Raw genomic sequence first — 24,845 nt, forward strand, 5'->3', positions numbered from 1 at the left:
TTTATTTTTCAGATGCTGGAGCACGTTTATAACCGGCGTACTTCTCAGAAATGATCTGAGCTTTCTCCGGTTTTAATAAATTCATGATATCAGCAGCATTTTTCTTTTTCATACGACCAAGTATCTCAACCACCAAATCCTCGTCCATCGTCTCAAAGACTTTGGCCGCTTGTGGGGCTTTCATGTTGGTGTACATCTGTACCAAGGTATCGACTTTCTGGTCGTCAGCCTTGACGCGAGTTTCCAGCATGTTGGAAATTTTCCCACGCATGTCTTCCAACTCTTTCAAGCGCTTATCAAGTTCTACCTTCTGCGCTTGCAACTCCACCTCTTGACGATTGAGTTCTTCTTCGCGCGCATCCAATTCTTTTTTTCTGTCATTCAATTTTGTCAGATGATCGATTTCATCAGAAGACAAAGCCGCAGCTTTGGTTTCAGTTTCTGCAGCGGCTGCTTCTTCTTTTTTCTCAGTGGCTTTTGCTGCTGCCGGTTTTGCTGGAGCTGTTTCAGCCACAGCTTCACCCGTCATTGTGATTTCCACACGTTTAAGAATGTTATCGATCTCTTCGTGATTCTGGAATCCCACCACTGCCAATACCAATCCCAAGAATGAAAAACCGGCCATTTTCCAATGGACGCCAGATTTTTTCTTTTTGGATTTTTTGGGAGCAGTCATTTTCATGCGACGACGCAACTGCTGTTCAACGTCTTCAGAGGACAGATCAAGATGCAAACGCGTTGCTGATGGATTCTTGGTGAACTTCACAGGTGCTCCACCGTTTTCATCAGCGACTTTGCGAGCATTCTTAAAGAACTGATCGTATCCTGTTTTCATCTATTCCTTCATCCTTGAAGAGCGCTGAATATCCTATTCAGCTGTTTTCTTAAAGCGGTAGATGGCCTGCTCAACTGTTCTTTTTGAACCGCAGAATAGCCTGCTCATCGTTCTCTTTTTGATCTTGGATCTTACGTTCGGCTTTATATTCCTCGAACTTGTTTTCCCGGACCTTCTCCATAATTTTATATTCTAGAGCCGCTTGTCGCAAAATTTCTCTCTTGTACTCGACTATTTTCTCGATCTCTTGAATTTTTTGCTCTTGCTGGAGAATGCGAATCTTTTGACCTTTAAGAAACTCATGAATTTGCGACAGGGCTGGACCTTGGGCGCCCCCGGCCTGAAGCAGGCTGCCCGTACGGGCTTGGGCTTCCAGAATCTCTTGATTCATTTTATCTAATTTTTCTTGGAATTCATTCAGAACCGCGACAGCGTCTTGAAAGTCTTTCTGGGCAAGGTTTTCCACAACCTTGCGATGCTCAAGAACCTTTTGCATGGGGAATTTAAATCTCATGACTCTCCCCTAGGTTATGCGTTCATCAGGATCTGTTGGAGCATACGAACTGTGTTATTGAAGTTCGTGGGGTCCTCGACTCTTTGCTTTAAGAAGTCGTTTACTTGATCGATTACTTTCACAGCCTTATCAATCTTCGGATTGGAACCTGGCTTGTATGCACCGATATTGATCAAGTCTTCTGCGTCTTTATAAACGGCCAATACTTCTTTCAGTTTTTGCGCCAGTCTCACGTGTTCTGATGAGGCCACGGCTTTCATAACACGCGATGCACTTTGCATCACATCGATCGCAGGATAGTGACCACGTGCTGCCAAGGCACGGGAAAGCACGATATGTCCGTCCACGATTGAACGAACAGAGTCCCCGATCGGGTCATTCATGTCATCACCCTCTACGAGAGTGGTATAGAAACCAGTGATACTGCCTTCGCCTTCAAAGTTTCCGGCGCGCTCCAAAAGTTTTGGAAGAGTCGCAAACACGGAAGGCGTATAACCTTTTTGAGAAGGTGGCTCGCCGGTCGACAAACCGATTTCACGTTGAGCCATGGCAAAACGTGTCACTGAATCCATCATCAATAGAACATTCTTACCTTGAGCACTGAAGTATTCTGCCATTGCTGTTGCCACATAGGCGCCACGCATACGCAAAAGAGGAGATTGATCACTCGTAACACAAACGACTACAGAGCGAGCCATGCCTTCAGGTCCCAAATCGTGCTCGATAAACTCACGCACCTCACGACCCCGCTCACCGATCATGGCGATTACGTTCACGTCGGCACTGGTGTTACGAGCCATCATCCCTAACAGAACGGACTTACCCACACCCGAACCGGCCATAATAGCGACACGCTGGCCTTGGCCTGCGGTTAATGCGCCATTGATTGCACGGATACCCACATCCAGGGGCTCACGAATCGGTTGTCTATCCAAAGGGTTACGAATTTCACTGTACAAAGGAACTTCACGGAAGTTTTCGATCTCGCCTTTGTTATCCAAAGGACGACCCAATCCATCCACCACGCGGCCCAAAAGCTCATCGCCGGCGCGAACAGTGGCAATTTGACGGGAAAGAATAATCTTGGAACCTAAAGCGACGCCTCTCATATCATTAAGAGCCATCATCAGAACGTGTTTGTCTTTAAAGCCCACCACTTCAGCAAGGAAAGAGCGCTCCAAACCTGTCGGATTGATTTGCACGATACTGCCAACGCTGGCGCCAGGGAGATATCCCTTGATCAGCATTCCGTTCACCTCAGTCACTTTACCGCTATCGCGAGTCAAGTGGATCGAGTTGACCAGGTCAGAATACTTATCCAGATCAAGAGACATTTCATCGTTCATTAACTAGCAACCTTGTCTTTTACTTTAGGCATGTTTTCGGAAAGAACAGACCACAGCTGTTCCAGGCGTTGCTCGACACGAGCATCCACTTCGCCATAATTTGTTTCCACGATGCAACCGCCAGCCATAATTTCTGTGCTCGGTTCAAAGCGGATCTTTTTCGTGAATTCGAGATCACGGCCGGTTTCTTTTTTTAACTCTTCCAAGAATTCGAATTGTTCTTGAGAAACATGCACCGTAATTTGCTCTTCGTCTTGCGCCAGGCTGACAGCATCACGCAATATCTGAATCATAGCGTCGTTATTCGTCTGCAACTCAGCCTTCGCCAGGCGACCCGCCATTTTATAAGCCAAAGTCACCAGATGGTTTTCATTGAAAGCCGCAAGATCCTTTTTCAATTCTTTCACACCCAGCAAAAGCTCATCCAAACCCTGCATTCGAGCTTGGATTTCAGCAGAAACTTTTTCGAAGGCTTCTTTACGACCTTCTTCCAGGCCCAGATTGTAAGCTTCCTGATAAGCCTGCTCCTGAATCTCTTTTAGTTTTTCCAGGGCCGCTGCTTCAATTTTTTCTTCTTCGTCAATGCGTTCCACTTGATCCACACCCGTTTGAATACGGATGGCATCATTCATGCGGAAATCAGAACCGCGTTGTTTTTGAAGCAAATACTCATGGGCTTGAGCGGGAGTTCCCAGCTCAAATTTAGCTGGGACAAACTCCAGAACAGTCTTTTCAGCGACGTCCTTTTTAAGAACTGCTTTTGTATGGGCGCCCACGCCCTGTTTACTAGACCATTGCATCTTCTGAACCACCTCTTGCGATCATAATCTTGCCTTCCGCCTCTAGGCGGCGAGCAGCATTGACGATCTCTTGTTGTGCGCCCTCGACGTCTGACAAACGAGAAGGTCCCATGTTCGATAAGTCTTCGCGCAACATCTCGGCCGCACGGGCAGAAATATTTTTGAAGATTTTGACACGGATATCTTCGCTTGAAGTTTTGAGTGCCAAAAGAAGTTTGTCGTTCGGTACTTCTTTGAGAAGTGCCTGAATACCACGGTCGTCGATTTTGATGATGTCGTCGAAGACAAACATAAGTTTGCGGATCTCTTCGGCAAGAAGAGGATCTTTTTCTTCCAAACGGGACATGATCGCCGTCTCTGTGTTTTTGTCCATAACGTTGAGCATTTCTGCCACCGGCTGAACACCACCCAAAGCCGCTTGTTCGACTGTCGCTGTGTTAGATAATTGATGTTTCAATACGCGGTCGATCTCGCCGATCAACTCTGGATCGACGTGCTCTAGATTCGCCATACGCAGAACCACTTCGGCTTGAAGAGCTTCTGGAAGACGTTTTAGAACCTCACCTTTTTTCTCTGGCTCCAAGTGAGCCAAGATAACTGCAACAGTCTGTGGATGTTCATTCACTAGGAATGTCGCCAAAGACTTCGCATCGACCATCTCCAAAGATTCCAGTGAACGAGAGCCACCTGTCGTGATATTCAAACCACCCAGGATACCTCTGGCACGTTCTTCACCCAAAGCGTCCACGATAGTTTCCTTCGCAGAGATCGTTTCAGAGAAGATGTAATCCTCAGTTTCAGAAATCATTTCATAGAACTCTTCAAGAACACGCTTTGTCACATGTACAGGAACCACACGCAATTTACTCATTTGATTAATAAGCTTGCGGATATCTGCATCGTCCATGCGACGCAAAAGAACCTTAACGGCGTCCTTACCAAGGTAATTGATAAGAATTGCTGCCTTGTCGAAACCTTTGAGCTGTTCGTACTCAATATGATCGGCTCTTTGCAGTTTCATTAAGAATCCTTCCTTACCAGCCACATACCAAAGGCATTAGCGGCTTTTTCTTCATCACGACCCATGGTCGCCATAATACGGTCTTTCAACAATTCAGATTCAGCTTTCTCAGGGTCAATAGATTCCTGCAAAACAGGAAGAGCGGTCGACATACCTGGAAGCGTGTTATCCACGGATTGCAATTCTTCGAGTTCCTCGATCGTACGTGGCAGCATTTCCTCAACAGAGTCTTGGAAGCTGTCTGTGATCCATTGCATGAATGGACGAACCACGATGAAGAAGAACAGAGCCAAAGAGAAACCAAGAAGAGCCCATTTGAACAATGCGTGGATCAACTTCTTACGCTCAAGCGTCGTCAGGATTTTTTCCGCCTCAGAGAAGTCTTCTGGTTGGAACTGGATCGTTTCAACTTTAACCGAGTCCCCACGAGCCGCATTGAAACCAACTGCACCCTTGATCAGGTCTTCGTACTTTTTCACTTCTTCAACAGAACGGGGCTGCCATTTAGTTTCAGATGTCCCGTCAGGGTTCTTTGTCGTAACGGCGACACCGTCAACCACAACCGCAATGCTCAGGCGCTCAAGGTTACCCGCTGTTTCACGGATATTGCGCACTGTTTTTGGAACTTCGTAGTTAATCGTTTTAAGTTCTTTTTTAACGTCTTGTTTGAAACCCACCTGGCCGTTGTTGTCTTCGGCACCTGGGATATTGGAACGGGAACCTGGAACACCAGAAGGATTCGTACGCGCCCCATCTAAAGATTCCTCTTCAGATTGTTGGGAACGAATCGCTGTTTTATCCGGATCAACAAGTTCTTCCACAGAAGAAATCACACGGTGATTCAAAGTGGCATCAACTTTAGCCACGACTTTGGCGTGACCCACAACTTTAGAAAGAATGTCTTCAATGCGATCTTCGAAATCTCTTTCAACTTTCGCTTTCAGGTCCAAGAGTTCATTGGAACCACCTGTGGAACCGTCTGAAGTACGAGTCAAAACTTTACCGCGCTCATCCAGAACCGCGACTTTATCTGCGTCCATACCTTCAACTGCGTTCGCAACCAGATAACGGATACCTCGAACTTGATCAGGCGTAAGTTCTTTGCCTGAGTGAAGTTCAACGACAACGGAAGCCGATGGCGAGCCACCTTCTTCCAGGAAAGTTTTCTTATTTGGCAGAGCCAGGATCACTTTAGACTGCTTAACCGCTGTCAAAGTGTTGATAGCTCTCATCAACTCACCCTGAAGGGCACGCTGATAGTTAATTTTCTGAGCGTAAGAGTTCACACCGAAATCTTGCTTATCGAAAAGTTCAAGCCCGATATTCCCCATTTTCGGAGAACCGATTTCCGCCATCAACGTCATTTGCGTTGAGTGCAAAAGCTCTTTAGGGATCGCAACAGTTTTACCACCGTCACGCAATTGGAATGGGATATTTTTTTCGTTCAGTTTAGCTACGATCGACGAAACTTGTTCAGTGGGAATGTTCGTGAATAGAGGAACATAGTCTTTACCAGACGCCATGAACATCATCGTCAATAAAGCCACCACCGCAATAAGAGTTACGGCAACAACTGAAAGTCTTTTGGTTGGACCCAGATTTTTAAAGAACTCGCGAAACTGGACAACCAATCCACCAAAAATTTTGTTCAAAGAATCCCTCCGGGGCTTTTCACTTTGGCTCCGCCAAAGCACACGATCTAACTAAACCTGTACCAGTGATTATAATCTAAAAAACTAAACCTGCATCTTCATGACTTCTTGATACGCATCGATGATCTTGTTGCGCACCTGAACCATCACACGCAATGCGATGTCAGCTTTTTCTGCAGCAATCATGGCACCAGCGACGTCGTCCGTTTTTCCTGTTGCAACGTTTTGTGCAAATTTATCCGAAGACTTTTGCAACTCGTTCACAGAAGAAACGGCTTCTTTCAGAGTGTCAGCAAAGCTCTTACCGGATTCTGATGTATTACTAAGTGGTGTCGTCTCGCCCGAGATAGACAGTGACTTTGAGTCACGCAGATTTCCAGATTCCAGAAATCTGTTTGCATTTGATACTGTAAAACCCTCCATGGCTTCACTTCTCCTTATACTCTCTAAAAGTGTATTCTAAACGTTCTTAAATTTCCTGCTTTTTCAACCTAGTCTAGGAACTATCTTCCTATCTCGAGAGCACTCATGGCCATATCTTTTGACGCCTGCATCGCCGATACGTTGGCCTCGTAGGAACGCGACGATTGTATCATATTGGTCATTTCTTCCATGAGATTGATATTCGGATAAGCGACGTAACCCTCTGGATTTGCATCAGGATGATCCGGCTCATATTTCATCAAAGGAGCTTTTCGATCCGAGACAACGTCAGTCACCTGGACCCGTTGCATATTCCCCATAGGGTCTGTGCCTGTCACGATTTCGCCGAAGTTCTTAGCATCGGGCATCGACTCGAAAACCACGTCCTTACGGCGATACGGACCACCCTCGGGGGTCTGGGTTGTATTGATGTTAGCGATGTTGCTGGCAATAGTATTCATGCGCATTCTTTGCGCCGCCATACCACTGCTACTAATTCTCATACCCGTTAAAAAATCAGCCATGACTTACTCCTGAACATCCAGTTCTGGATTAATTAATTACTCCGACGGAGTCGGAGTGCAGACCTACCTGCCTTCGGAAGCCGCGTACTTCAGAGCCGCCATTTTTTTATTGATCAGCTGAAGAGCGGTTTTGTACATGATGGCATTCTCTGACAACGCCGACATTTCTTTTTCCAGATCCACAGTGTTGCCGTCATTGTTCACAGCACCCTCTGGATTTTCATAAATGTCTGGTCGAGTTTTCGCCACAGAAACACCACCGATCGCGAAATGCTCGCCACTGCTGGTGCTAAGGGCATTCATGCCATCCATGTTCAAGGAACGAGACAATGCCTCTTCGAAGTCCATCTTTTTTGCGTGATACCCTGGGGTCTCCGCATTGGCGATGTTGGAGGAGGTAACATTATTACGGAGCTGGCGCATACGCATCGACGTCGCCAGCGCGTTGGTTGTTTTATCGAAAATATCACTCATGCGACACCTTCTTCCCTGTACTCGTTAAGTTTGTTTCTTAATGTTCTGATACTGATTCCAAGCATTTGCGCCGCACGTGTGCGGTTCTGGGCCGTCAGTTCCAGGGTCTGAAGAATCAGACGCTTTTCAACCGCAGAAAGGGACATTCCCGGAGCAAAATCTGCTGCCGTGTCATCCTGGACGGACTCAAATTGAATAGAACCGACTTCGATGGTTTGGGTCTTAGCCAGGACCACAGCGCGTTCTATAACATTTTCAAGTTCGCGGATATTTCCTGGCCAATTCCAGCTGGTCAGACGGGCATAGGCATCAGTTGAAAAATGCATGCCTGAACGGCCATGCATAATCTGGGTAACTTCCAGGATAAAACTCGCAATCGTATTGAAATCGTTGGTGCGATCTTCAAGACGTGGAACTTCCAAATGAATCACAGCAATTTTATAGAACAAATCCTGTCTGAATTGTTCTTGCTTCACCATCGCACGCAAATCACGACGAGATGTGGAAATAAAACGTGGCTTTGTGCCATCCGTTCTTTCTGCAAGTTTCATCAATTCCGCTTGAACGTGAGATGACGCACAATCCAGATCTTCAATAAGCAAAGTGCCACCATCAACTTTATCAAAGTTAAAGCCACCGGCATTTTTGCATTCCAAAACCTGAAGTTTCCCTGAACGGCTTTTAGAGTATATGTAACGAGCCAGACTGGTTTTACCTACACCGGCTTCACCAAGCACTAAAAGACTTGCTTGTGTTGCCGCCAACTGCAATCCCAACTGCTTTGCTTCGTTCATTTTTCTGTCTTCGATGTTCAAAGCATCAAAATCAAAATACGACATCCTGTCTTTACTCCTACTTGCTTTCCTGCTTATCCGCTGCCATTGCGGGAATTCTTTGAATATACTTTTTATAACCGTCTCGCCATTCGGAGTTCTTCAATTGCTCTTGTGCGAGATTTTTCCAGAATCCACTTTTTTGACCCTTGAATTCGTTCCAGACCTCTGCAGCTTTTTGAACTTCGCCGCGATTAAAATAAATCTGTCCTAATTTGTATCTGATGGAAGAAAGAGGTCTGGTATCCTCGTACTGTTCCAAAAGATTTTTATATGCACCAATCGCTTTGTCTTTTTGACCGGCATCCATATAAACATTGCCCATCATTTCCAAAGCCTTGGCATGAACCACGGCTGGAACTTTTTGAGAATCTGTTTTCAATTTATCGATCATACCCAAGGCCTGAAGTGCTTCGTCTTTTTTCCCTTGTTTCAATTGCAACTCAGCGAGTTTCAAGTAGGGTTCCGCCACCAATTCCGGCTGACCTTTCCAGGTTCTTAGCAATTCTCCCAAATAACGAACGGCAGAGTCCGTGTCACCACGACGTTCAAGCAAACGGACGGCAACTCCCACTCGCTCGATCTGATCATCTTCAGAAAGCTTCTCTGGATTTTTGATATTCTTAAGATATTCGTACGCTTGGTTGTATTTTTGTTCGTTCGAAGAAACCGCTGCCAGACGCAAATTCAATTCCTCGATAGAAGGAACTTCTTCTTTGACGCTGATCTCTTTGGCTTCCGGAGTTCCCTGCAAAGCGTACACGCGATTCAAGACTTCTTTGTAATAGCGTTCAGACTCCGCCGGAGTTCCCGCCATTTCAAAAGCACGGCCCACATTAAATTTCGTATCCAGACGGTTCGAGTTTTTCAACCAGTTGTCAGCGTATTGACTGTGAGTTTTCAGGGCCCCAATAAAGTCGCCTTTTTCTACCTGATCGTCCAATTTGCTGTTGATGTTGCCGATAATTCGACCCGTCAACAAAGGCGCATCGACCGAACCTGGATGCTCTTTATAGTACTTCGACAAAAGATTTACGGACTTATCAAACTCTCCCCGTTGAGAGTAACCATCCGCCACCATCACGGTCGCAAATTGCTCCATGTTTGGCAGGTCCACTTTTTTCGCGAGTTCCATGATCTCTTTAACTGCATTCGCTGTTTCTTTAGGTTTCATGCCCTTCATACGAGCACTTAAAAGACGCAGACGCGCAATCACCGCACTTGGTGTTTCGCCGTAACGGAAATAGGTTTCAAGATAAGCACCCATCACTCGGGATTTATCAGCCCCCAAAATATCCAACAACTCACCCAAGCGAGTCATCGCATACGGAGCATGATCACTGGACGGAAATTTTTTAACGAACTCACGATACATATCCAAACTTTGTGGATACATTTTCAAACCAAACATGGATTCCGCTTGGTTATAAAAAGCATTTGGATAAATATTCTGACCCTCTGGATATTTCTTCAGGGAGTTTTTGTATTCGTCGACAGCTTTCGCATAATTTTTAGCACGAACCCAAACGTCACCACGGCGGTAAGCAGCTTCCACTTTCAAGTCGCGGTTTGTGGAATTCTTTTCAATCTCATTAAACTGTGCAACTGCATCATCCCATTTATTCAAACGCATGAAAGCCAAGCCCATACCCATGCGGGCCAGGTCTTTGGACAATGATTCTTTTCCACCGAAGTTTTTATTTTCGATGTGTTCTTTGAACAGACGAAGTGCCGCCAAGTTATCGCCACGATCCAAAGTCAAATAGCCAACCTTCAATGACGTTCTTTCCGCCAAAGGAGATGTTGGGTATTTTTCAATCGCTTCTTTATATTTCTGAACGGCTTCGTCAAAGTACTCCATTTTTCCGCTTTGTTTGTACAAAGCAAGATTCACGTCGCCCGTCATGAAATCGATGATTTCATTGTATTCAGACTTTGGATATTTTTCGCGGAACCACTCACGAGTTTTCAAATAGACGGCGTAACGTTCTTTTTCAAACAGAGTCAAAAGCAGACGCGCCTGTTTGTTTTCTTCAGTTCCTTTGGGAGTAATCTCGTAAATAGTTGGAGTTATTTTCAATTTTTCCCATTGGGCAACGGGAGTTTCCAACATAGGAAAAGAGATATAATAGTTATCTTTGGCACGAATGATCGAATCTTCCTTAATATCATAAGGTTTGATCGAAAAACGTTCATAGTTGGGATCGCCACCATCGAAGATACCGGATTGAACCTGATCCGCTTGCGCCACCACAGTTCCCGCATCCTTGATTGCCAAAGCATCTGAAGTTGCTGGCTTGCGGTTTGTAGTTTTAACTTTCACAACTGTTTTTGAAGGCTTAGCTGCTGCTTCGGTCGTTACTGTTTCATCTTTTTTAGCTGGAAGTTTTTTGGCTGCTTTAACCATATTAGGATTCAAATAGAAATCCATAATCAAGCGAGAAGGTTGGTCTGTCAGATAATCAAAAGTGTCAATACTTTCACCAGCCAGCGTGAAAGAGATCACAGATTTGCCATCAGTGCCCTGAGCATCCACAGTTACTTTAGTAACCATGTCACTTTTAAATGTGTTGAGTGACTTGATCGTTGATTCATCAAGAGCTGGAACAGTCATACGGACGATGGTCTGGCCTTTTTCATCCAAACGCTTCACATCGTAGTCCCAATTTTGTTGGCCCAATAACTCCAAATGCACGGTATCGCCCTGGAAGTTAATGAAGCCATTTACTTTGTTATTTGCTGAATTGGCCACTAGACCAAAGCAAAGGCATCCTGCCAAAATTACGTTGCGCAAAGTGTTCACTCCTCGAACCCCTTTTCCCCTGCGTTATGCATTTGCACATACGATGCCAGCCTTGCAAAGGTCTATTGGCAAATATGTTCAAGATGGGCAAAATGTTTCATAGAATTATTGTCAGGCCTGACAAAGCGATGACAGCGACGTTGGTCTGGATTGAATTTGTATGACTGAATTTTCCCTCAGAAAATTCCGATAGATAGGCGATATGAAAAACCACTTTAAATACATCATCATGAGCTTACTTCTTGGCAGTTGCGTATCAGTGGAACTCCCTGGTGGCAAGGTAACCGCCGCTAAAGACGTGGAGTTTTCGGAGCCTGGCGGAGACTATTCCAAAATCAAATCCAAAGGTGCGGATCGCGCGTGGCAGAGTTCGAAAACAGGTAACACTATTTCCTATATCTCTGAGTGCGGTGGCAATACCGACGCGAGTTTGCAGACTTTGGAAACAGAATCCTTGAGTGCACTGAATAAATTGGAAGTCTTAAAAACCGAAGAAAAAATCTTCAACGGCCGCGCCTCTCGCCAAACAACCTCCGTGGGTTCTATTGACGGTGTACCTGTGGCGCTTTCTCTGGTGGTGTTCAAAAAGAACGGCTGCAACTATACACTCAGCTACGGTGGCGTTGAAAAACAGTTCAATTCGGAACTTCCCGTTTTTGAAAATTTCAAAGCAAACTTCAAGGCACCATAAATGTTGCAAACCCTTTTACCTCTTACCAACTTCACGATCGAGATTTTCCACTTTCTGGGTGGTATCGGTCTTTTGACTCGTGATATTTTTCGCGAGCTGACGTCCAGCAAGCTTTACTGGCGTCTGCTCGGCGAGCAAATTTATCAAGTCGGTATTCGCTCGGCCCCCCTGATCGTGGTGACGGCGGTGACGATTGGTGCGGTAATGTCTTTGCAATTTGGTCTGGGTTTGGAAAAGTTCGGTGGTAAGATGTACGTCCCAAAACTTTTGGCCGTCACTATCTTACGCGAAATGGGACCAATGTTCACAAGCTTGATGCTCGCAGCCCGCGTGGGCGCAGGTATTGCCAGCGAAATCGGTTCCATGGTGGTCACCCAACAAGTGGACGCTATCCGCGCCCTGGGCACCTCCCCGATTCGTAAAATTGTTATTCCTCGCGTGTTAGCCTGCTTAATTACTTTACCCATTCTTTGCGCAGTCACCAACGTTGTGGCGAATGCAGGGGGCTTGTTCATCGGTGCTGTGGAATTGAATTTAGATCCAAGCTTTTATCTTTTGAAAGTTCTTTCCACTTCCTCTGTCGGCGACTATGTTTCTGGCTTCGGAAAAACGTTCTTCTTTTCCTTATTCATTTCGATCCCGGCTTGTTACTTTGGATTAAACGTTAAAAACGGCACGAAAGAAGTTGGTATCGCGACGACGAAAGCGGTCGTGGTTTCTTCAATTTTGATTCTGATTGGGGATTTCTTTCTTTCGAAACTATTCTGGATTGTGGAGAAAATCTTATGAACGAAAAACCACAAGCCTTTATTGAAGTAATTGATTTCCATAAATCCTTTGAAGATAAGAAAGTCCACCAAGGTGTCAGCTTTTACGTTCGCAAAGGCGAATGCCTGGGCCTGATCGGTGGGTCTGGCACCGGCAAATCCGTCTTGCTACGCACATTGGTAGGGTTAGAAAAACCTGACAAGGGTCAAGTCATCGTGGATGGCACTCCTATTCACGGTATGAACGAAGCTCAACTGGTCGATATTCGTAAAAAAGTGGCTTACGCATTTCAGGGTGGCGCCCTTTTTGACTCGATGACGGTATATGAAAACCTGGCATATCCTCTTCGCGAGCATTTCAATTTCTCGGAAAAAGAGGTTGAAGCACAAATCAAAGCTCAATTGGAAGAGTTTGGTCTGGCTCCGGGAACTGAGAAGCTTTACCCAGGAAGTCTTTCCGGGGGTATGCAAAAACGCGTGGGCCTAGCCCGTGCGATGATGATTCATCCTCAAGTGGTTTTGTACGATGAACCAACGGCAGGCCTGGATCCTTATAACACCAAGAAAATTCAGGAATCTATTTTGAAACTGAAATCCAAAGGGATGACTTCAATATTGGTCACCCATGATATGCCGACCGTGTATGCTGTTTGCGACAAAGTAGCTTTGCTGCAAAATGGTCGTATCAGCGAACAGTACACGATTGATACTTTGAAAAAAGAGCCGAGCGGCGCGATGACAGAATTTATCAACGGAGAAAGCGCGTAATGGAATCATCAAACAGTACCCAAGTTAAAGTCGGAATCTTCCTGGCGATCGGGATTGTGATCATCTTAGGATCGATCTTTTTCATCGGCGGTGAAAAATCCATCTTTAAATCCTATATCAACCTGCATGCGCACTTTGAACAAGTTCAGGGTCTGGCAGAAGGCAGCGTGGTCTCCCTTTCCGGTATCACCATCGGGAACGTACAAAAGATCAATTTCCTTTCAGACAAAAATTCTTTGGATGTGGTGATGAGGGTCGATAAAGAGTTCCTGCCGCGCATTCGCGAAGGCTCTCAGGTCGAGATTCGCACTCAGGGTGCCCTGGGTGACAAGTTTGTCTTTATCATTCCTGCAGATCCCCGCAATCCTGAAGTCAAAGACGGCACGATCCTGGAAGTGGCGAAAGCGACTGATTTGATCGGTGTGATTTCTGAACGTGGCAACGAGGCTGGTAAGTTATTTGATATCATCGATGAAATGCACAAGATCGCGAAATCCATGAACGATGGCAACCGCCTGGGAAAAATCATGGCAAACTTTGAATCGACGTCTGCAAACTTAAGCAGAGTCAGCGGCGATGCTTCAAAAATGATGAGTCACTTAAGCGATGGCAACAGCGGTGAGAAATTGAAAAATACTATCAACCGCCTGGATGCGATCGTGGCGAAAGTAGACCGCGGCGAAGGCACACTGGGTGCCTTGATCAACGACCCAAGCATTCACAATCAGTTGAAGGCACTTTTGGGCGGCACTCAACGTAAAAATAATGTTAAAAACCTTCTTCGCACATCCATCGAAAAAGAAGATTAATAACCTCCTATACATCTAAATAGTTAAATCCAAAGAGGGCTCAAGAAGCCCTCTTTTTGCATTATTACTCCTTGTCGTGATCCAAAAGTTCCCAGGAGGAATATATGCCAGCTCAAAACTCGACAGGCAGCGCCCGCCGTCATAGTGTCTTAAATTTAGACACGGGTCTGCGTTTGGCTATGGCTTTGATTATCCCCCTGGTGACGTCGCTGGCGGCCCAGGGCCAAGTGATTTCCTGTGGGCAGGTCTTTTCCACCACAGCTCGTGACGAACGCGCTCCGTACTATGAAGAGGCTTTTGAGCGCGCATTGACCAAATCCATCCGACTCTTTAGCGATAAAGAAGGCCTCTCTGCCAAGGACATCGAATTACTGGTGGAAAAAGTTTACGCCAAAGAAGATGGCCCCCTTTATAAAGCCAAAGATTATCTGACTCTTTCCCCTCGCGAGCGCACCTTTAAAGCCCTGACTCGTCAGATGGCTGAAAAAGTCACACGCGATGGCTTGATCGCTTATTTCCGCGAGAACGGAATTTTACTGGATAGCTCAAACCTGCTGACGAAATTGATTTTTATCAATCGCGCCGGTATCACCAACGTCAGCTCCGCGGGACTTGCCGTCTATGGCTTAACCAAAGGCCGTCTGCCGATCCTGCTTCCCGATGTGTTTTCGAAAATTAAAACAGACGATATGAATGTGCTTTTATTGCGTGGCCTGGAATCCAAAGAAGGCCGCGAGATTTTGGAAAAGTATCAGTCTAAGCAGGAAATCCTGCGCGGCTACACGATCTTTAATCGCAACTATACGCGCATCGCTTTGGCCGTAGTCATCGCGGTGCTTTGGGATAAGGGCGACGATTTCTTTAAAGAAAAACATGACGATATTTTTAATGATCTTTGGGTGCGTATTTTGGAAGAACTAAAATTGGTGAAAGGAAAATCAGCATGAGAAAATTTCTTTTCCTTCTAAGTTTTTTGGCACTTGCGGCCTGCCAGGATGGTGGCTTTCACAACAACCAATCCGTGGCCCATCCCAATGTAAAATCCAATGTTGATGACACCATCATCGGAGGCCATGAAGCCAAATCCGGGAGCGAGATTTCTAAGCTTGTTTTTTCTTTTAAATCCTTGGTGGAACCATTAGAGAGCCAAACTGGCAGTCATAAAGTAGCTGTCACACAATGCTCTGCCTCGGCTTTAACCCGTCGGGTGATTCTGACAGCCGCTCACTGTATTAATGGTGAAAACCCAAGCTATATTGAAATCATGCAAGGAGCAACGGCGACTACGATCCCGGTTGTTAAGACTGTTATCATCGATGACTATAAAACAGATTCTTTCGCAGACCTGGCACTGGCCGTATTGAAAGAGGAACTTCCTGCAGACACGATGACGGTACAGATTCCTAATCCCAATATGGAAATCGATTTGAAAAAATTGGATTTGATTTCTGCGGGCTATGGCAAGGATACGGAAACCACGGGCGAAGAAGTTAAAGACGGCTTGGGCGTGTTGCGTGTTGTTTTACTAAAAATCTCTGGTTACGAATTTGCTGACAGTAAATTCCTGGTCGATCAATCCCAGGGCAAAGGTTTTTGCCAAGGCGACTCCGGTGGACCCGGCATGTTTCAAGTTGATGGCAAGTACTACGTCATGGGTGTTGCTTCAAAAACAGTTTTCCCAGAACAACAAAAAGACTCTGGAGAAACTCCCGTCTGCAGTTTCCGGGGTGCTTATGTAAATCTGGTGAAATTTAAAACTTGGATTGAAGGCACAACTAAAGAATTGATGGCTGAAATTGAAGCCATCGAAGCACCAATTGCATCCTCTGCCCCGAATGCTGATCAAACTGGAATCAACTAATCTTCAGAATCCGGTGCGAGTCTTTGAATCATCTCTCGAATCCCCGTTTGATCGTCTTGAGGAACCTCACGGCGATCCAGAGTGAACTTGATATAGCGAACAAAGTTATTCTCGAATTTCTCGTTTATGGTGTCGCGGATCTGATCCTTCAAAAAGATCATCTGCTGCATCCATGAGGAATTTCGGACCCAGACGTACAACACGCCTCTCTGGAATCCCACCGGCTCTGCATTTTTTGCAATGGTAGGACCCACGACCTCTTCCCATTTCGCCCATAATTTCCAGCGCATGAATTGTTCTGACAATGGCGACTTGCCATTTTCAAAAAGACTCTGTAGGACTTCGGATCCTAGAGTGAGCTTGCGCTTTTTATTTTTAGGGTGGCTTGGATCGTTTGAATTCATTCGCCCCCAAGTTAGCAAAGGATTTCCCAAAAGATGACCAATTTCATGCAAAATCAAAAAATTACTGTCGTTGGCGCGGGGCTCGCGGGCTCTGAGTGCGCATTACAGCTTGCTGATATGGGTTATAAGGTCGTTCTGTGCGAGATGCGCGATAAAACCATGACACCAGCGCACAAAACCCACAAATTCGCGGAACTGGTTTGCTCCAACTCCTTTGGGACATTGAACGAAATATCGGCCCCAGGCCAATTGAAATGGGAAGCCGAATTGAATGGCTCCCACATCCTAAAAATCGCTAAAGAAGCCGCAGTTCCCGCAGGTCAGGCTTTGGGCATGGACCGCGAGGTTTTCTCCCAACTGGTGACTGATAAGGTAAAAAGCCATCCCAACATTGAAATTCGCAATGACGTGATCAAGTCTTTGAGCGACGTTCCCCGCCCCGCAGTTATTGCTACAGGTCCTTTGACTCACGATGAATTGGCAGAAGATCTGCGCAAGCATTTCGGTGATGAGTTCTTGTACTTCTTTGATGCCATCGCACCGATTATCGATGCGGAATCCATCAACACCGAAATCGCCTGGAAAGCTGATCGTTGGGGCAAAGGCACCAACGATTACTACAATTGCCCGATGAACAAAGAAGAATACAATAACTTCATCCAGGCAGTGACTGACGCTAAAAAAATTGAACCCAAAGACTTCGAAAAAACAGAATTCTTTGAAGGCTGCATGCCGATTGAGGTGATGGTCGAGCGCGGTCCTCAGACTTTACGCTTTGGTCCGATGAAACCAATCGGCTTGGATGATCCTCGCACAAACCGTTATCCCTGGGCCGTCGTACAACTTCGTCAGGACAATAAAGAGGGCACGGCCTACAACATGGTGGGCTTCCAGACTCGCATGGCTTACGCCGATCAAGTACGTGTGTTCCGTATGATCCCTGGTTTGGAAAATGCGGAGTTCTTGAAATTGGGTTCTATCCACAGAAACCTTTTCATTAACTCTCCAAAACGTCTGAACAAAGATCTTTCCAGCAAGAACGATCCTTGGTTGTTCTTTGCAGGACAAATCACTGGCGTGGAAGGTTATTTTGAATCCACTTGCGTGGGCTTGATGGTGTCTCGCTTCATCAATCAAAAACTGAAGGATCAGATATTCAATCCTCCGCCAAGAGCCTCTGCGTTCGGTTCTCTGTTGGAAGCCATCACGGATGAATCCCGTGCAGAACACTTTCAGCCGACGAATATCAATTTCGCGCTGTTGCCACCATTGGCTGAAAAAGAACGCGACAAAGAGATCCGTAAAAAGAAACAAATCGAAATCGCTCGCAATGCAGCCAAAGAATGGGTTCAAGCTCATTCCTAAGCTGTTCCTCTTTGCCTAAAGACAGCTGGGAGCCTGTCCCAGCTCAGGGCAAAATATCTCCATGACCTTTCTACCCGCTTTTCTTTCCTTCTATTTATTGGCGCAACAGACGATGGCAATTCCGTGCCAGGGTTCCTATAGAGTTGCGGTTAACGAATCCGAGCCACTCTATTTTCAGGAGGGCAGCAGCAAACGTTATACGGGCGTCAGTTTTGACACTGTGGAAGAATTGGCAAAACGCACGACGTGCAAGTTTACAGCGGTTCCGCTAAATCGCTCCCGATTGCTGTCTGAAATAAAGTCCTATCGAATCGACCTTGTGGTCGTGACAATTAAAAATCCGATTTTTGACGAGTACGCGCAGTTTATTCCCATTCAAAAAATCCATCGCGAAGCGCTACTCATAAATAAAGACAAACATAAGAGCTTTCGTGAGGTTCTAACTGACACCAAGATTCGTTTCATCATATTGCCTGCAGCCGCCTATTTCTTTACACCTGATGAAGTTCAAATGTTAACGAAGGCCGAGCGATTCAAAACAGCCCCGTCATTACAGGCCGCCTATCAAATGTTGACCAGAACACCCAGGGCCGCAATTGTGCAGAATGCATTTGTACATGAATACTTTAAAAAGACAGTTCCACTATCCTCGGAATACACGCGAGTTCCCGACAGCGAATCATCATTTGAAATTGGGATTTATCATCGCACGAAAGATCGTGTGAGAGATATGGATGCCATCTCTGAGGCAATAAGTGACATGGTGAAAGACGGAACTTGGGAGCGAATCACAAACACCTACGCGAATTATAAAAAACCCGCCCCCCGAATTCGTTAGAAATTATTTTTTGCAGAATTGATCCGGCTTGATATTCGTTCCTGGTACACACATATCCAACCATTGATTATTCTTGTTAGTCGAATATCCGTAGAACCAGACAAGCTCATCACTTTGCGATGTGAAAGAAACCTTGTGTGGCATGGCCAATGGAACTTTTCCATTCACTGAATAGCACCAGCCATATGCGCGCATCAAAGTATCAGAAACAACTTCAACGGCATCCAATCCCACCGGAGAATCATTCACCGAACTGATGCCTTCTTCAACGCCGTAGTATTGAACTTTATTGGCATCAAAGATTTGAATCGTGTTAGCGCCCACGGATTTACCCAGGTCAGCCGTAGCTGTGCCTTGATAAAGTGGAGTTTCTGAGCAAGCTCCGATAACTTTCCAAGTGATTGCGTAAGATGACATAGGAGCTAAAACCAACAAAAGAATGAATATGTTTTTCATAAGGACTGACTAAACCGGCAGCCCCTTGGATGCAAGGAATCTGTGTTCAAAGACACCCGACTTGCAAAAAATTGAACAAGAACCTGATTCCTCGCTACAATAATTTCAGGTGGACCATGACGGTAGGACTGCTTATTTCCATTCTATTATCGAACACCCCGGTCTGGGCCGAGCGCCCCGCCTGTGGTGTCAATTTTAGAACATCTGTCAATGAGTCGCCGCCCCTGTACTTTCCACCCGAAGCTGGTGGAACACCGCGAGGAATTACCATCGATATTATAGAGGAACTTAAAAAACGCACGGGATGCGAGTTCACGGTCACATCTATGAATAGGTCTCGGACCGCTCATAGTTTACAGTACTCCTCTATTGATCTTGCACTCTTGGATTCCAGAAATATCACTTATGATAAATACGCGAAGTTCATTCTGCTAAGACCCTCGGCCAGAAAATTTCTGGTGAATCTGAAAAATCCACCTGCAAATCCCCCCAGTGTTCAGGAGTTAATGAACAATCCTAAGTACAAGTTTATTCTGCAGCCAGGCAGCCGTATTTTTTTTAAGCCCGACGAAGTCACAAAACTTGAAAAAGAAAAGCGCTTAATAACGATGCCGAATCTTCCACAGTGTTTTAAAAAACTCAAGGACACGGAAAACGCCGTTTTTGCTTCACAAGGAACGTTGATTACTTATTATTTGGGAGACCACCCGGAATTCACATTGGTCGATGACAAAGAGAACGTTTTTGAAAGCGGTGCCTACTATGTTCCGCGAAAGGGCATTCAAGCAGGCATCGCTTTAGTAGAAAAAGCCTTAGCTGAGATAGCTAAAGACGGGACTCTGAACAAAATCGTGAAAAAATACCAGCGAGTTCCTAAATAGAAACTTCAGCAATCTCTTCTGTACGACGTAGTTTAAAATCCAAAGTCGGCAAATCAACAACCGGTTTAAAATGAGAACGACAACGAGCCTCGTAAGCTTCGTGAGTACCGACCTGAACTTGACCGTCGCCACCGGCGGTTCTTTGCGTGCGGCATGCCGGAGCTCCACACACGACACAGACTGCATGTTGTTTGGTGACGTTTTCGGCGATGGCCATCAAAGTCGGCATGGGTTCAAAAGGTTTTGCCTGCCAGTCTGTATCCAGTCCTGCGATAATCACGCGCAAACCGCGCTCGGCCAGATCCTGAGCCACCTGAACTAGGTTGCCAGAAAAGAACTGACCCTCATCAATGCCCACCACTTTCGTTTCAGGCTTTAAATGCTCCCAGATCATTTCTGCGTCTTCGATCGGTTGCGAATCCATTGTTGTAAAGTTATGAGAGGTTACGGCCATTTCGTTATAGCGCTTGTCGATCACCGGTTTGAAAACTTGAACTTGCAGACGAGCGAATTCCGCACGACGCAAACGACGAATAAGCTCTTCCGTTTTCCCGCTAAACATAGAGCCGACGATCACTTCAATCCAACCGCGAGTTACAACATATGAAAATTCAGACACGAAATATCCCCTCAAAATGAACCGTTCAAAGCATCGGATGGGGGCGAAACAGTGTCAAATGATTGCGTTGCATTACGAAACTGAGGGATTAAAGCTTTGTTTCCCGCTCGCATCAAGGGCCTGCGGATATTGAATATTTTTCTGAAAGCGAGCCAAAAACGGCATTCTTTCACATTTAAAACCCCATTTCGGCTGCTTATTGCTTGCGCAAGCAGCGCGCCATAAGTTACTCAGCCCGAACACTATGGGTAGGAATTTAAGATTTAGACAGAAATTCAAACGCTTCTGCGTGGTCAGTGGACTGGCGGCAATGACGTTCATCATGAACGGTTGCGATGCTATCTATTGGGACGAGCAGGAAAGTTTGGAAAAAGTCCAAAAGCAGGGCGAGATCACCGTCCTGACCACGCAAAGTCCTCTTATATATAGTCAGCGCAAAAAAGGTGAAGCCAGCGGGATCGATCACGATCTGATCCAAAACTTCGCCAACCACTATCACCTCAAAGTAAAGTTCGTGGTGATGAAGGATGAAAGCGCCATATTAAGAGCCCTTTCCAAAGGCCAAGGCGATGTGGCAGCGGCTCGCATCCGAACTCCTGAGAATCGCTCAGGGTTTTTAACAGGCCCGGCTTACGAAGACACAACATTAAGTCTTTACTGCCAACGCAAATCCCAGATCAGCAATATTCAAGATCTAGGTGGTAAAAGTGTCGCACTCCTTAAAAAAGACAACTATCAAGGCTTCTCTCAACGCCTGACTCAACTGACACCGACGACTAAAATTGAATTGCTGGAAAACACCCGCACTCAAGATCTCCTATCTCAACTGAACGATAAAAAATTCGACTGTGTGATTTCTGAAAACGTCAGCGGAGATTTCTATGTGCGTTTCCATAAAAATATCGAGAAAATCACATCGTTAACGGATTCTTACTCTTTAAGTTGGCTTTTGAGTCCTGACAGTCAGGATCTTGCGCGTCTGATGCAGGCTTGGTATCAATCTGCCAGTCGCGAAGACAGCGTCATGCGTATCATGGATCGTTATAAAACGACTTTGAATCAATTGGATAAAGCCGACATCTCGCGCTTCTTCCGTAATATCGAAGACATTTTGCCGACTTACCGCCAAGCCTTCAAAGACGCAGGCAATGAACACGGTCTTCCTTGGCAATTGATTGCCTCTGTTGCTTATCAGGAGTCTCATTGGAATCCGGATGCTCGCAGTTTCACGGGAGTTCGTGGTTTGATGCAATTGACGACGGACACAGCAGACCATGTCGGCATCGACGATCGCACCGATCCTTTGCAAAGCATTTGGGGCGGTTCGAAATATTTGAAGTATCTTTTGGATAAAATGCCGCGCTCTTTGAACTCGAAAGATCGCATGGCTTTGGCTTTGGCAGCTTACAATGTGGGTTATGCCCATCTTCGTGATGCCCAAAAATTAGCCGAGAGCATGGGACGCGATCCTTATTCTTGGCGCCACATGAAAGAGATTTTACCATTGTTGGCAGATCCTGATTACACGGAAAAATTGGAATACGGTTACGCTCGTGGGTACGAAACTGTTGAGTTCGTTGAGCGCGTGAAGTCTTTCTATAGCTTAATGTCTGCGGGTTAAAATTCGCTCTCTCTTTTCAAGAAATCTTGTTAAGGTTTCTTGAAATGATAAAAACTTTCCTTCGCAAATTTATTATCTATCTTGCTGTGCTCTCCACAGGTTTGTTTGCGGGATTTACGTCATTCTTTTCTTTAACATTTGGTCCAACACTTAAGGAACTTCCACCTTCCACATTTCTGGAGTTCTTCCGTTATGATCGCGAAGCCTTTGATATGAACGTGTTGTATCTTTATCTGGTGATGTCTTTGTCCACTGGCATTTGGTTGATCATCTGGCGACGTCGTTATCGTATGGTGGATTTCTATTTTGTCTTGGGCGCGTTTCTTTGCGTACTTCAGGAAGTATTTCTTTCTTATCTGGGCCACTATCGTATCAACATCATTCTGCGATCATTTGCGGAAAACCGGGTGGTCGGCAGCGAGATCTATGGGCTCCGTGAAGAGTGGGCGTACTTTATGAACTTTCACTTTGCGACGAATCTTTTGGGATTCTGTCTGGTGTTGGCAGCTCTTCGCCGCGCGAGTTCGGGACGAGATGCTCCCCGCAATAACTTTCTGGCACCCACACATCATAAAAAAACCCGTGAGATCATCACGGGTTATGGACAGTAAAAATTTACTTTTTTAAACTATTCAACAGTCACGGACTTCGCAAGGTTGCGTGGTTGATCCACGTCGTAACCCAAGCTTGATGCCAAGTGATAGCTCATTAATTGCAACGGAATCACTGACAAAATCGTGTTCGTTGTCCAGTGAGCTTTCGGCATGGCCAAATAGTATTCGCTGATACCACGAAGTTTTTCGTTTTCACCCGTACCGATAGAAATGATTTTACCACCACGCGCACGAGCTTCTTCCAGGTTGCTGATTGTTTTTTCGTACCAGTGGTCTGTTGGAGCCACCATCACGATTGCCATGCGCTCGTCGATCAAGGCTAAAGGACCGTGCTTCATTTCGCCGGCAGCATAGCCTTCCGCGTGCATGTAAGCCAACTCCTTCAACTTCAAAGCACCTTCCATCGCGATCGGATAGCTTGTGCCACGACCCATGTACAAGAAACCACGGAACAGCTTCAATTTAGCCGCTGCTTCGTCGAAGTACTTGTCATAAACCAGGACGCTTTCCATTTGCGCTGGAGTCGCTAGCAAGCTTTGTACAAGTTCTTTTTCTTCCTTAGCTTCCATCACGCCACGGCTGCGAGCCATTGCCACTGCCACGCAGTTCAAGACCGCCAGTGTTGATGTGAAGGCTTTTGTCGAAGCCACACCGATCTCAGGACCCGAGTTCATGTACAAATGACCATGAGCTTCACGATCGATTGTGGAGTTGCGCACGTTACAGATACTCATTGTTGTTGCGCCCGCTTCTTTTGACATACGGATAGCTGCCAATGTATCTGCCGTCTCGCCGGATTGAGAGATCGTCATCACCAAAGTTTTTGGTGGGATCACTGGATTGCGGTAACGGAATTCAGAAGCCACATCCACTTCAACGGGGATGCGAGCCAATTGTTCGATCAAGTATTTACCGACAAGACCTGCATAGAAACTAGTTCCGCAAGCGATGATGAATACACGTTCGATACCTTTGAAAACTTCCTGAGTTTTCGCCCAGTCCGCTTTTGAATCAAGCTCTTCCAATTTTTGAACAGATTGACCACCGAAGCCCACATTTTTCAAAGCCACATTGAAGGCTTCTGTATTGACGTGTGGTTCGATCGCAGCAGCCACAGCACGTGGTTGCTCATAAATTTCTTTCAACATGTAGTGAGCATAGCCTTGTTTTTCGACCATCTCAGGATTCCAGTTCAACTCAACTGATTTTTTTTGGATAGGGAAACCATTGGCAGAAAAGAACTCGACCTTGCTGCCTTTGATGTTTGCGATCTCACGATCATCCAGATACACGAAAGTTTTTGTGTATTGGATCAATGCTTGAACGTCCGAAGCGACAAACACTTCATCTTTACCCAAGCCCACAACCAATGGAGGACCATCTTTGAAAGCGATCAGGTGATCCGGTTCTTTATCCCACATAACCAGGATCGAGAAGGCACCGCGAAGTTTTGTCAAAGTCGACTCGACGGCCTTATAAAGATCTTTGGTATTTTCAATTTCGTTGGCGATCAAATGCGCCACCAACTCAGAGTCTGTGTCGGAAGTGATCTCTGCACCTTGAGCCAAAAGCTCTTCGCGGATATCAAGGTAATTTTCGATGATACCGTTATGAACCAGATTGATGCCACGAACTTGATGGGGATGGGCATTGCGCTCAGAAGGCTTCCCGTGAGTTGCCCAACGCGTATGACCGATACCCAAGTGGCCATCGAATTTTTCGTTTACTAGTTTTTCTTCAAGGTTTTTTAGCTTTCCTTGAGCACGCACACGTTTCGTTGCGCCTTTATCAAGGATTGCGATACCCGCGCTGTCATAGCCACGGTATTCAAGCTTTTTCAAACCACTGATAATGATGTCTTTGGGACTTTGAGGTCCAAGGTACCCTACGATTCCACACATAACTCACCTATTAATTCTAAAATCT

General features: G+C 45.8%; 26 protein-coding genes. 11 read left to right on the plus strand and 15 right to left on the minus strand.

What is annotated here, in order from left to right:
- Position 1: 1 nt before the first annotated feature.
- The 11 genes from DOM22_RS17405 to DOM22_RS17455 all read right to left on the minus strand — a co-directional run bounded on the left by DOM22_RS17405 (position 2) and on the right by DOM22_RS17455 (position 11,225).
- A complete protein-coding gene (locus DOM22_RS17405) occupies positions 2-835 on the minus strand; it encodes a MotE family protein (RefSeq protein ID WP_142701589.1) in 834 nt (277 codons plus the stop codon).
- A 70-nt stretch (positions 836-905) separates the two neighbouring features.
- Complete coding sequence (gene fliJ / locus DOM22_RS17410) at positions 906-1,349, minus strand: flagellar export protein FliJ (protein ID WP_142701590.1); 444 nt, start codon at positions 1,347-1,349, stop codon at positions 906-908.
- 14 nt (positions 1,350-1,363) lie between these two features.
- The gene (locus tag DOM22_RS17415) at positions 1,364-2,695 is read right to left on the minus strand and encodes a FliI/YscN family ATPase (RefSeq protein ID WP_246845730.1); all 1,332 of its coding nucleotides are present in this window, start codon (positions 2,693-2,695) and stop codon (positions 1,364-1,366) included.
- Positions 2,695-3,495, minus strand: a complete 801-nt coding sequence (locus DOM22_RS17420; RefSeq protein ID WP_142701591.1) for a FliH/SctL family protein — start codon at positions 3,493-3,495, stop codon at positions 2,695-2,697. Before DOM22_RS17420 ends, DOM22_RS17415 begins: the two co-directional genes overlap by 1 nt.
- Entirely contained in the window at positions 3,482-4,516 is a 1,035-nt protein-coding gene (fliG, locus tag DOM22_RS17425) for a flagellar motor switch protein FliG (protein WP_142701592.1), read from the minus strand. The genes DOM22_RS17420 and fliG overlap by 14 nt, the downstream gene beginning before the upstream one ends.
- A complete protein-coding gene (gene fliF / locus DOM22_RS17430; RefSeq protein WP_142701593.1) occupies positions 4,516-6,168 on the minus strand; it encodes a flagellar basal-body MS-ring/collar protein FliF in 1,653 nt (550 codons plus the stop codon). Before fliF ends, fliG begins: the two co-directional genes overlap by 1 nt.
- Before the next feature lie 84 nt (positions 6,169-6,252).
- A complete protein-coding gene (gene fliE, locus DOM22_RS17435; protein WP_142701594.1) occupies positions 6,253-6,591 on the minus strand; it encodes a flagellar hook-basal body complex protein FliE in 339 nt (112 codons plus the stop codon).
- A gap of 80 nt (positions 6,592-6,671) precedes the next feature.
- Positions 6,672-7,115, minus strand: coding sequence for a flagellar basal body rod protein FlgC (gene flgC / locus DOM22_RS17440; protein ID WP_088615645.1), 444 nt, complete (start codon positions 7,113-7,115; stop codon positions 6,672-6,674).
- A gap of 63 nt (positions 7,116-7,178) precedes the next feature.
- Entirely contained in the window at positions 7,179-7,589 is a 411-nt protein-coding gene (gene flgB / locus DOM22_RS17445; protein ID WP_142701595.1) for a flagellar basal body rod protein FlgB, read from the minus strand.
- Positions 7,586-8,428, minus strand: a complete 843-nt coding sequence (locus DOM22_RS17450) for a sigma 54-interacting transcriptional regulator (protein WP_142701596.1) — start codon at positions 8,426-8,428, stop codon at positions 7,586-7,588. The genes flgB and DOM22_RS17450 overlap by 4 nt, the downstream gene beginning before the upstream one ends.
- 13 nt (positions 8,429-8,441) lie before the next feature.
- Positions 8,442-11,225 (minus strand): tetratricopeptide repeat protein, encoded by a 2,784-nt coding sequence (locus DOM22_RS17455; protein WP_142701597.1) that lies wholly within the window; start codon positions 11,223-11,225, stop codon positions 8,442-8,444.
- A 202-nt stretch (positions 11,226-11,427) separates the two neighbouring features.
- On the opposite strand from DOM22_RS17455, the gene DOM22_RS17460 reads away from it, so the two are divergent.
- From DOM22_RS17460 to DOM22_RS17485, 6 genes are all read left to right on the plus strand, one after another.
- Positions 11,428-11,916 (plus strand): hypothetical protein, encoded by a 489-nt coding sequence (locus DOM22_RS17460; protein ID WP_246845732.1) that lies wholly within the window; start codon positions 11,428-11,430, stop codon positions 11,914-11,916.
- Positions 11,917-12,705, plus strand: coding sequence for an ABC transporter permease (locus DOM22_RS17465; RefSeq protein WP_142701599.1), 789 nt, complete (start codon positions 11,917-11,919; stop codon positions 12,703-12,705).
- The gene (locus tag DOM22_RS17470; protein WP_142701600.1) at positions 12,702-13,451 is read left to right on the plus strand and encodes an ABC transporter ATP-binding protein; all 750 of its coding nucleotides are present in this window, start codon (positions 12,702-12,704) and stop codon (positions 13,449-13,451) included. Before DOM22_RS17465 ends, DOM22_RS17470 begins: the two co-directional genes overlap by 4 nt.
- Positions 13,451-14,260 (plus strand): MlaD family protein, encoded by an 810-nt coding sequence (locus DOM22_RS17475; protein WP_142701601.1) that lies wholly within the window; start codon positions 13,451-13,453, stop codon positions 14,258-14,260. The genes DOM22_RS17470 and DOM22_RS17475 overlap by 1 nt, the downstream gene beginning before the upstream one ends.
- A gap of 104 nt (positions 14,261-14,364) precedes the next feature.
- Complete coding sequence (locus tag DOM22_RS17480; protein WP_142701602.1) at positions 14,365-15,207, plus strand: hypothetical protein; 843 nt, start codon at positions 14,365-14,367, stop codon at positions 15,205-15,207.
- Complete coding sequence (locus tag DOM22_RS17485; protein WP_142701603.1) at positions 15,204-16,121, plus strand: trypsin-like serine protease; 918 nt, start codon at positions 15,204-15,206, stop codon at positions 16,119-16,121. The genes DOM22_RS17480 and DOM22_RS17485 overlap by 4 nt, the downstream gene beginning before the upstream one ends.
- On the opposite strand, the gene DOM22_RS17490 is transcribed toward DOM22_RS17485, so the two are convergent.
- The gene (locus tag DOM22_RS17490; protein ID WP_142701604.1) at positions 16,118-16,525 is read right to left on the minus strand and encodes a DUF721 domain-containing protein; all 408 of its coding nucleotides are present in this window, start codon (positions 16,523-16,525) and stop codon (positions 16,118-16,120) included. The genes DOM22_RS17485 and DOM22_RS17490 overlap by 4 nt on opposite strands.
- Positions 16,526-16,558: 33 nt before the next feature.
- Between DOM22_RS17490 and trmFO the strand changes: the two genes are divergently transcribed.
- Together trmFO and DOM22_RS17500 are read left to right on the plus strand one after the other, a co-directional pair.
- Positions 16,559-17,890: a methylenetetrahydrofolate--tRNA-(uracil(54)-C(5))-methyltransferase (FADH(2)-oxidizing) TrmFO gene (gene trmFO / locus DOM22_RS17495; protein ID WP_142701605.1), complete on the plus strand. Its 1,332-nt coding sequence runs from the start codon at positions 16,559-16,561 to the stop codon at positions 17,888-17,890.
- A 61-nt stretch (positions 17,891-17,951) separates the two neighbouring features.
- On the plus strand, positions 17,952-18,728 hold the full coding sequence (locus DOM22_RS17500) for an ABC transporter substrate-binding protein (RefSeq protein WP_142701606.1): 777 nt from the start codon (positions 17,952-17,954) through the stop codon (positions 18,726-18,728).
- A 3-nt stretch (positions 18,729-18,731) separates the two neighbouring features.
- On the opposite strand, the gene DOM22_RS17505 is transcribed toward DOM22_RS17500, so the two are convergent.
- Complete coding sequence (locus DOM22_RS17505; protein ID WP_142701607.1) at positions 18,732-19,184, minus strand: DUF4430 domain-containing protein; 453 nt, start codon at positions 19,182-19,184, stop codon at positions 18,732-18,734.
- Positions 19,185-19,300: 116 nt separating this feature from the next.
- Between DOM22_RS17505 and DOM22_RS17510 the strand changes: the two genes are divergently transcribed.
- Entirely contained in the window at positions 19,301-20,065 is a 765-nt protein-coding gene (locus tag DOM22_RS17510) for an ABC transporter substrate-binding protein (protein ID WP_168196689.1), read from the plus strand.
- On the opposite strand, the gene DOM22_RS17515 is transcribed toward DOM22_RS17510, so the two are convergent.
- On the minus strand, positions 20,058-20,684 hold the full coding sequence (locus DOM22_RS17515; RefSeq protein ID WP_142701609.1) for a thymidine kinase: 627 nt from the start codon (positions 20,682-20,684) through the stop codon (positions 20,058-20,060). The genes DOM22_RS17510 and DOM22_RS17515 overlap by 8 nt on opposite strands.
- 310 nt (positions 20,685-20,994) lie before the next feature.
- On the opposite strand from DOM22_RS17515, the gene mltF reads away from it, so the two are divergent.
- Together mltF and DOM22_RS17525 are read left to right on the plus strand one after the other, a co-directional pair.
- Positions 20,995-22,305 (plus strand): membrane-bound lytic murein transglycosylase MltF, encoded by a 1,311-nt coding sequence (gene mltF / locus DOM22_RS17520; RefSeq protein WP_246845734.1) that lies wholly within the window; start codon positions 20,995-20,997, stop codon positions 22,303-22,305.
- A gap of 44 nt (positions 22,306-22,349) precedes the next feature.
- Complete coding sequence (locus tag DOM22_RS17525) at positions 22,350-22,916, plus strand: DUF1772 domain-containing protein (protein ID WP_142701611.1); 567 nt, start codon at positions 22,350-22,352, stop codon at positions 22,914-22,916.
- A gap of 17 nt (positions 22,917-22,933) precedes the next feature.
- On the opposite strand, the gene glmS is transcribed toward DOM22_RS17525, so the two are convergent.
- A complete protein-coding gene (gene glmS / locus DOM22_RS17530) occupies positions 22,934-24,820 on the minus strand; it encodes a glutamine--fructose-6-phosphate transaminase (isomerizing) (protein ID WP_142701612.1) in 1,887 nt (628 codons plus the stop codon).
- Between the last annotated feature and the right edge of the window lie 25 nt (positions 24,821-24,845).

It is taken from the genome of Bdellovibrio sp. ZAP7 (genome assembly GCF_006874645.1).
GTDB lineage: Bacteria > Bdellovibrionota > Bdellovibrionia > Bdellovibrionales > Bdellovibrionaceae > Bdellovibrio.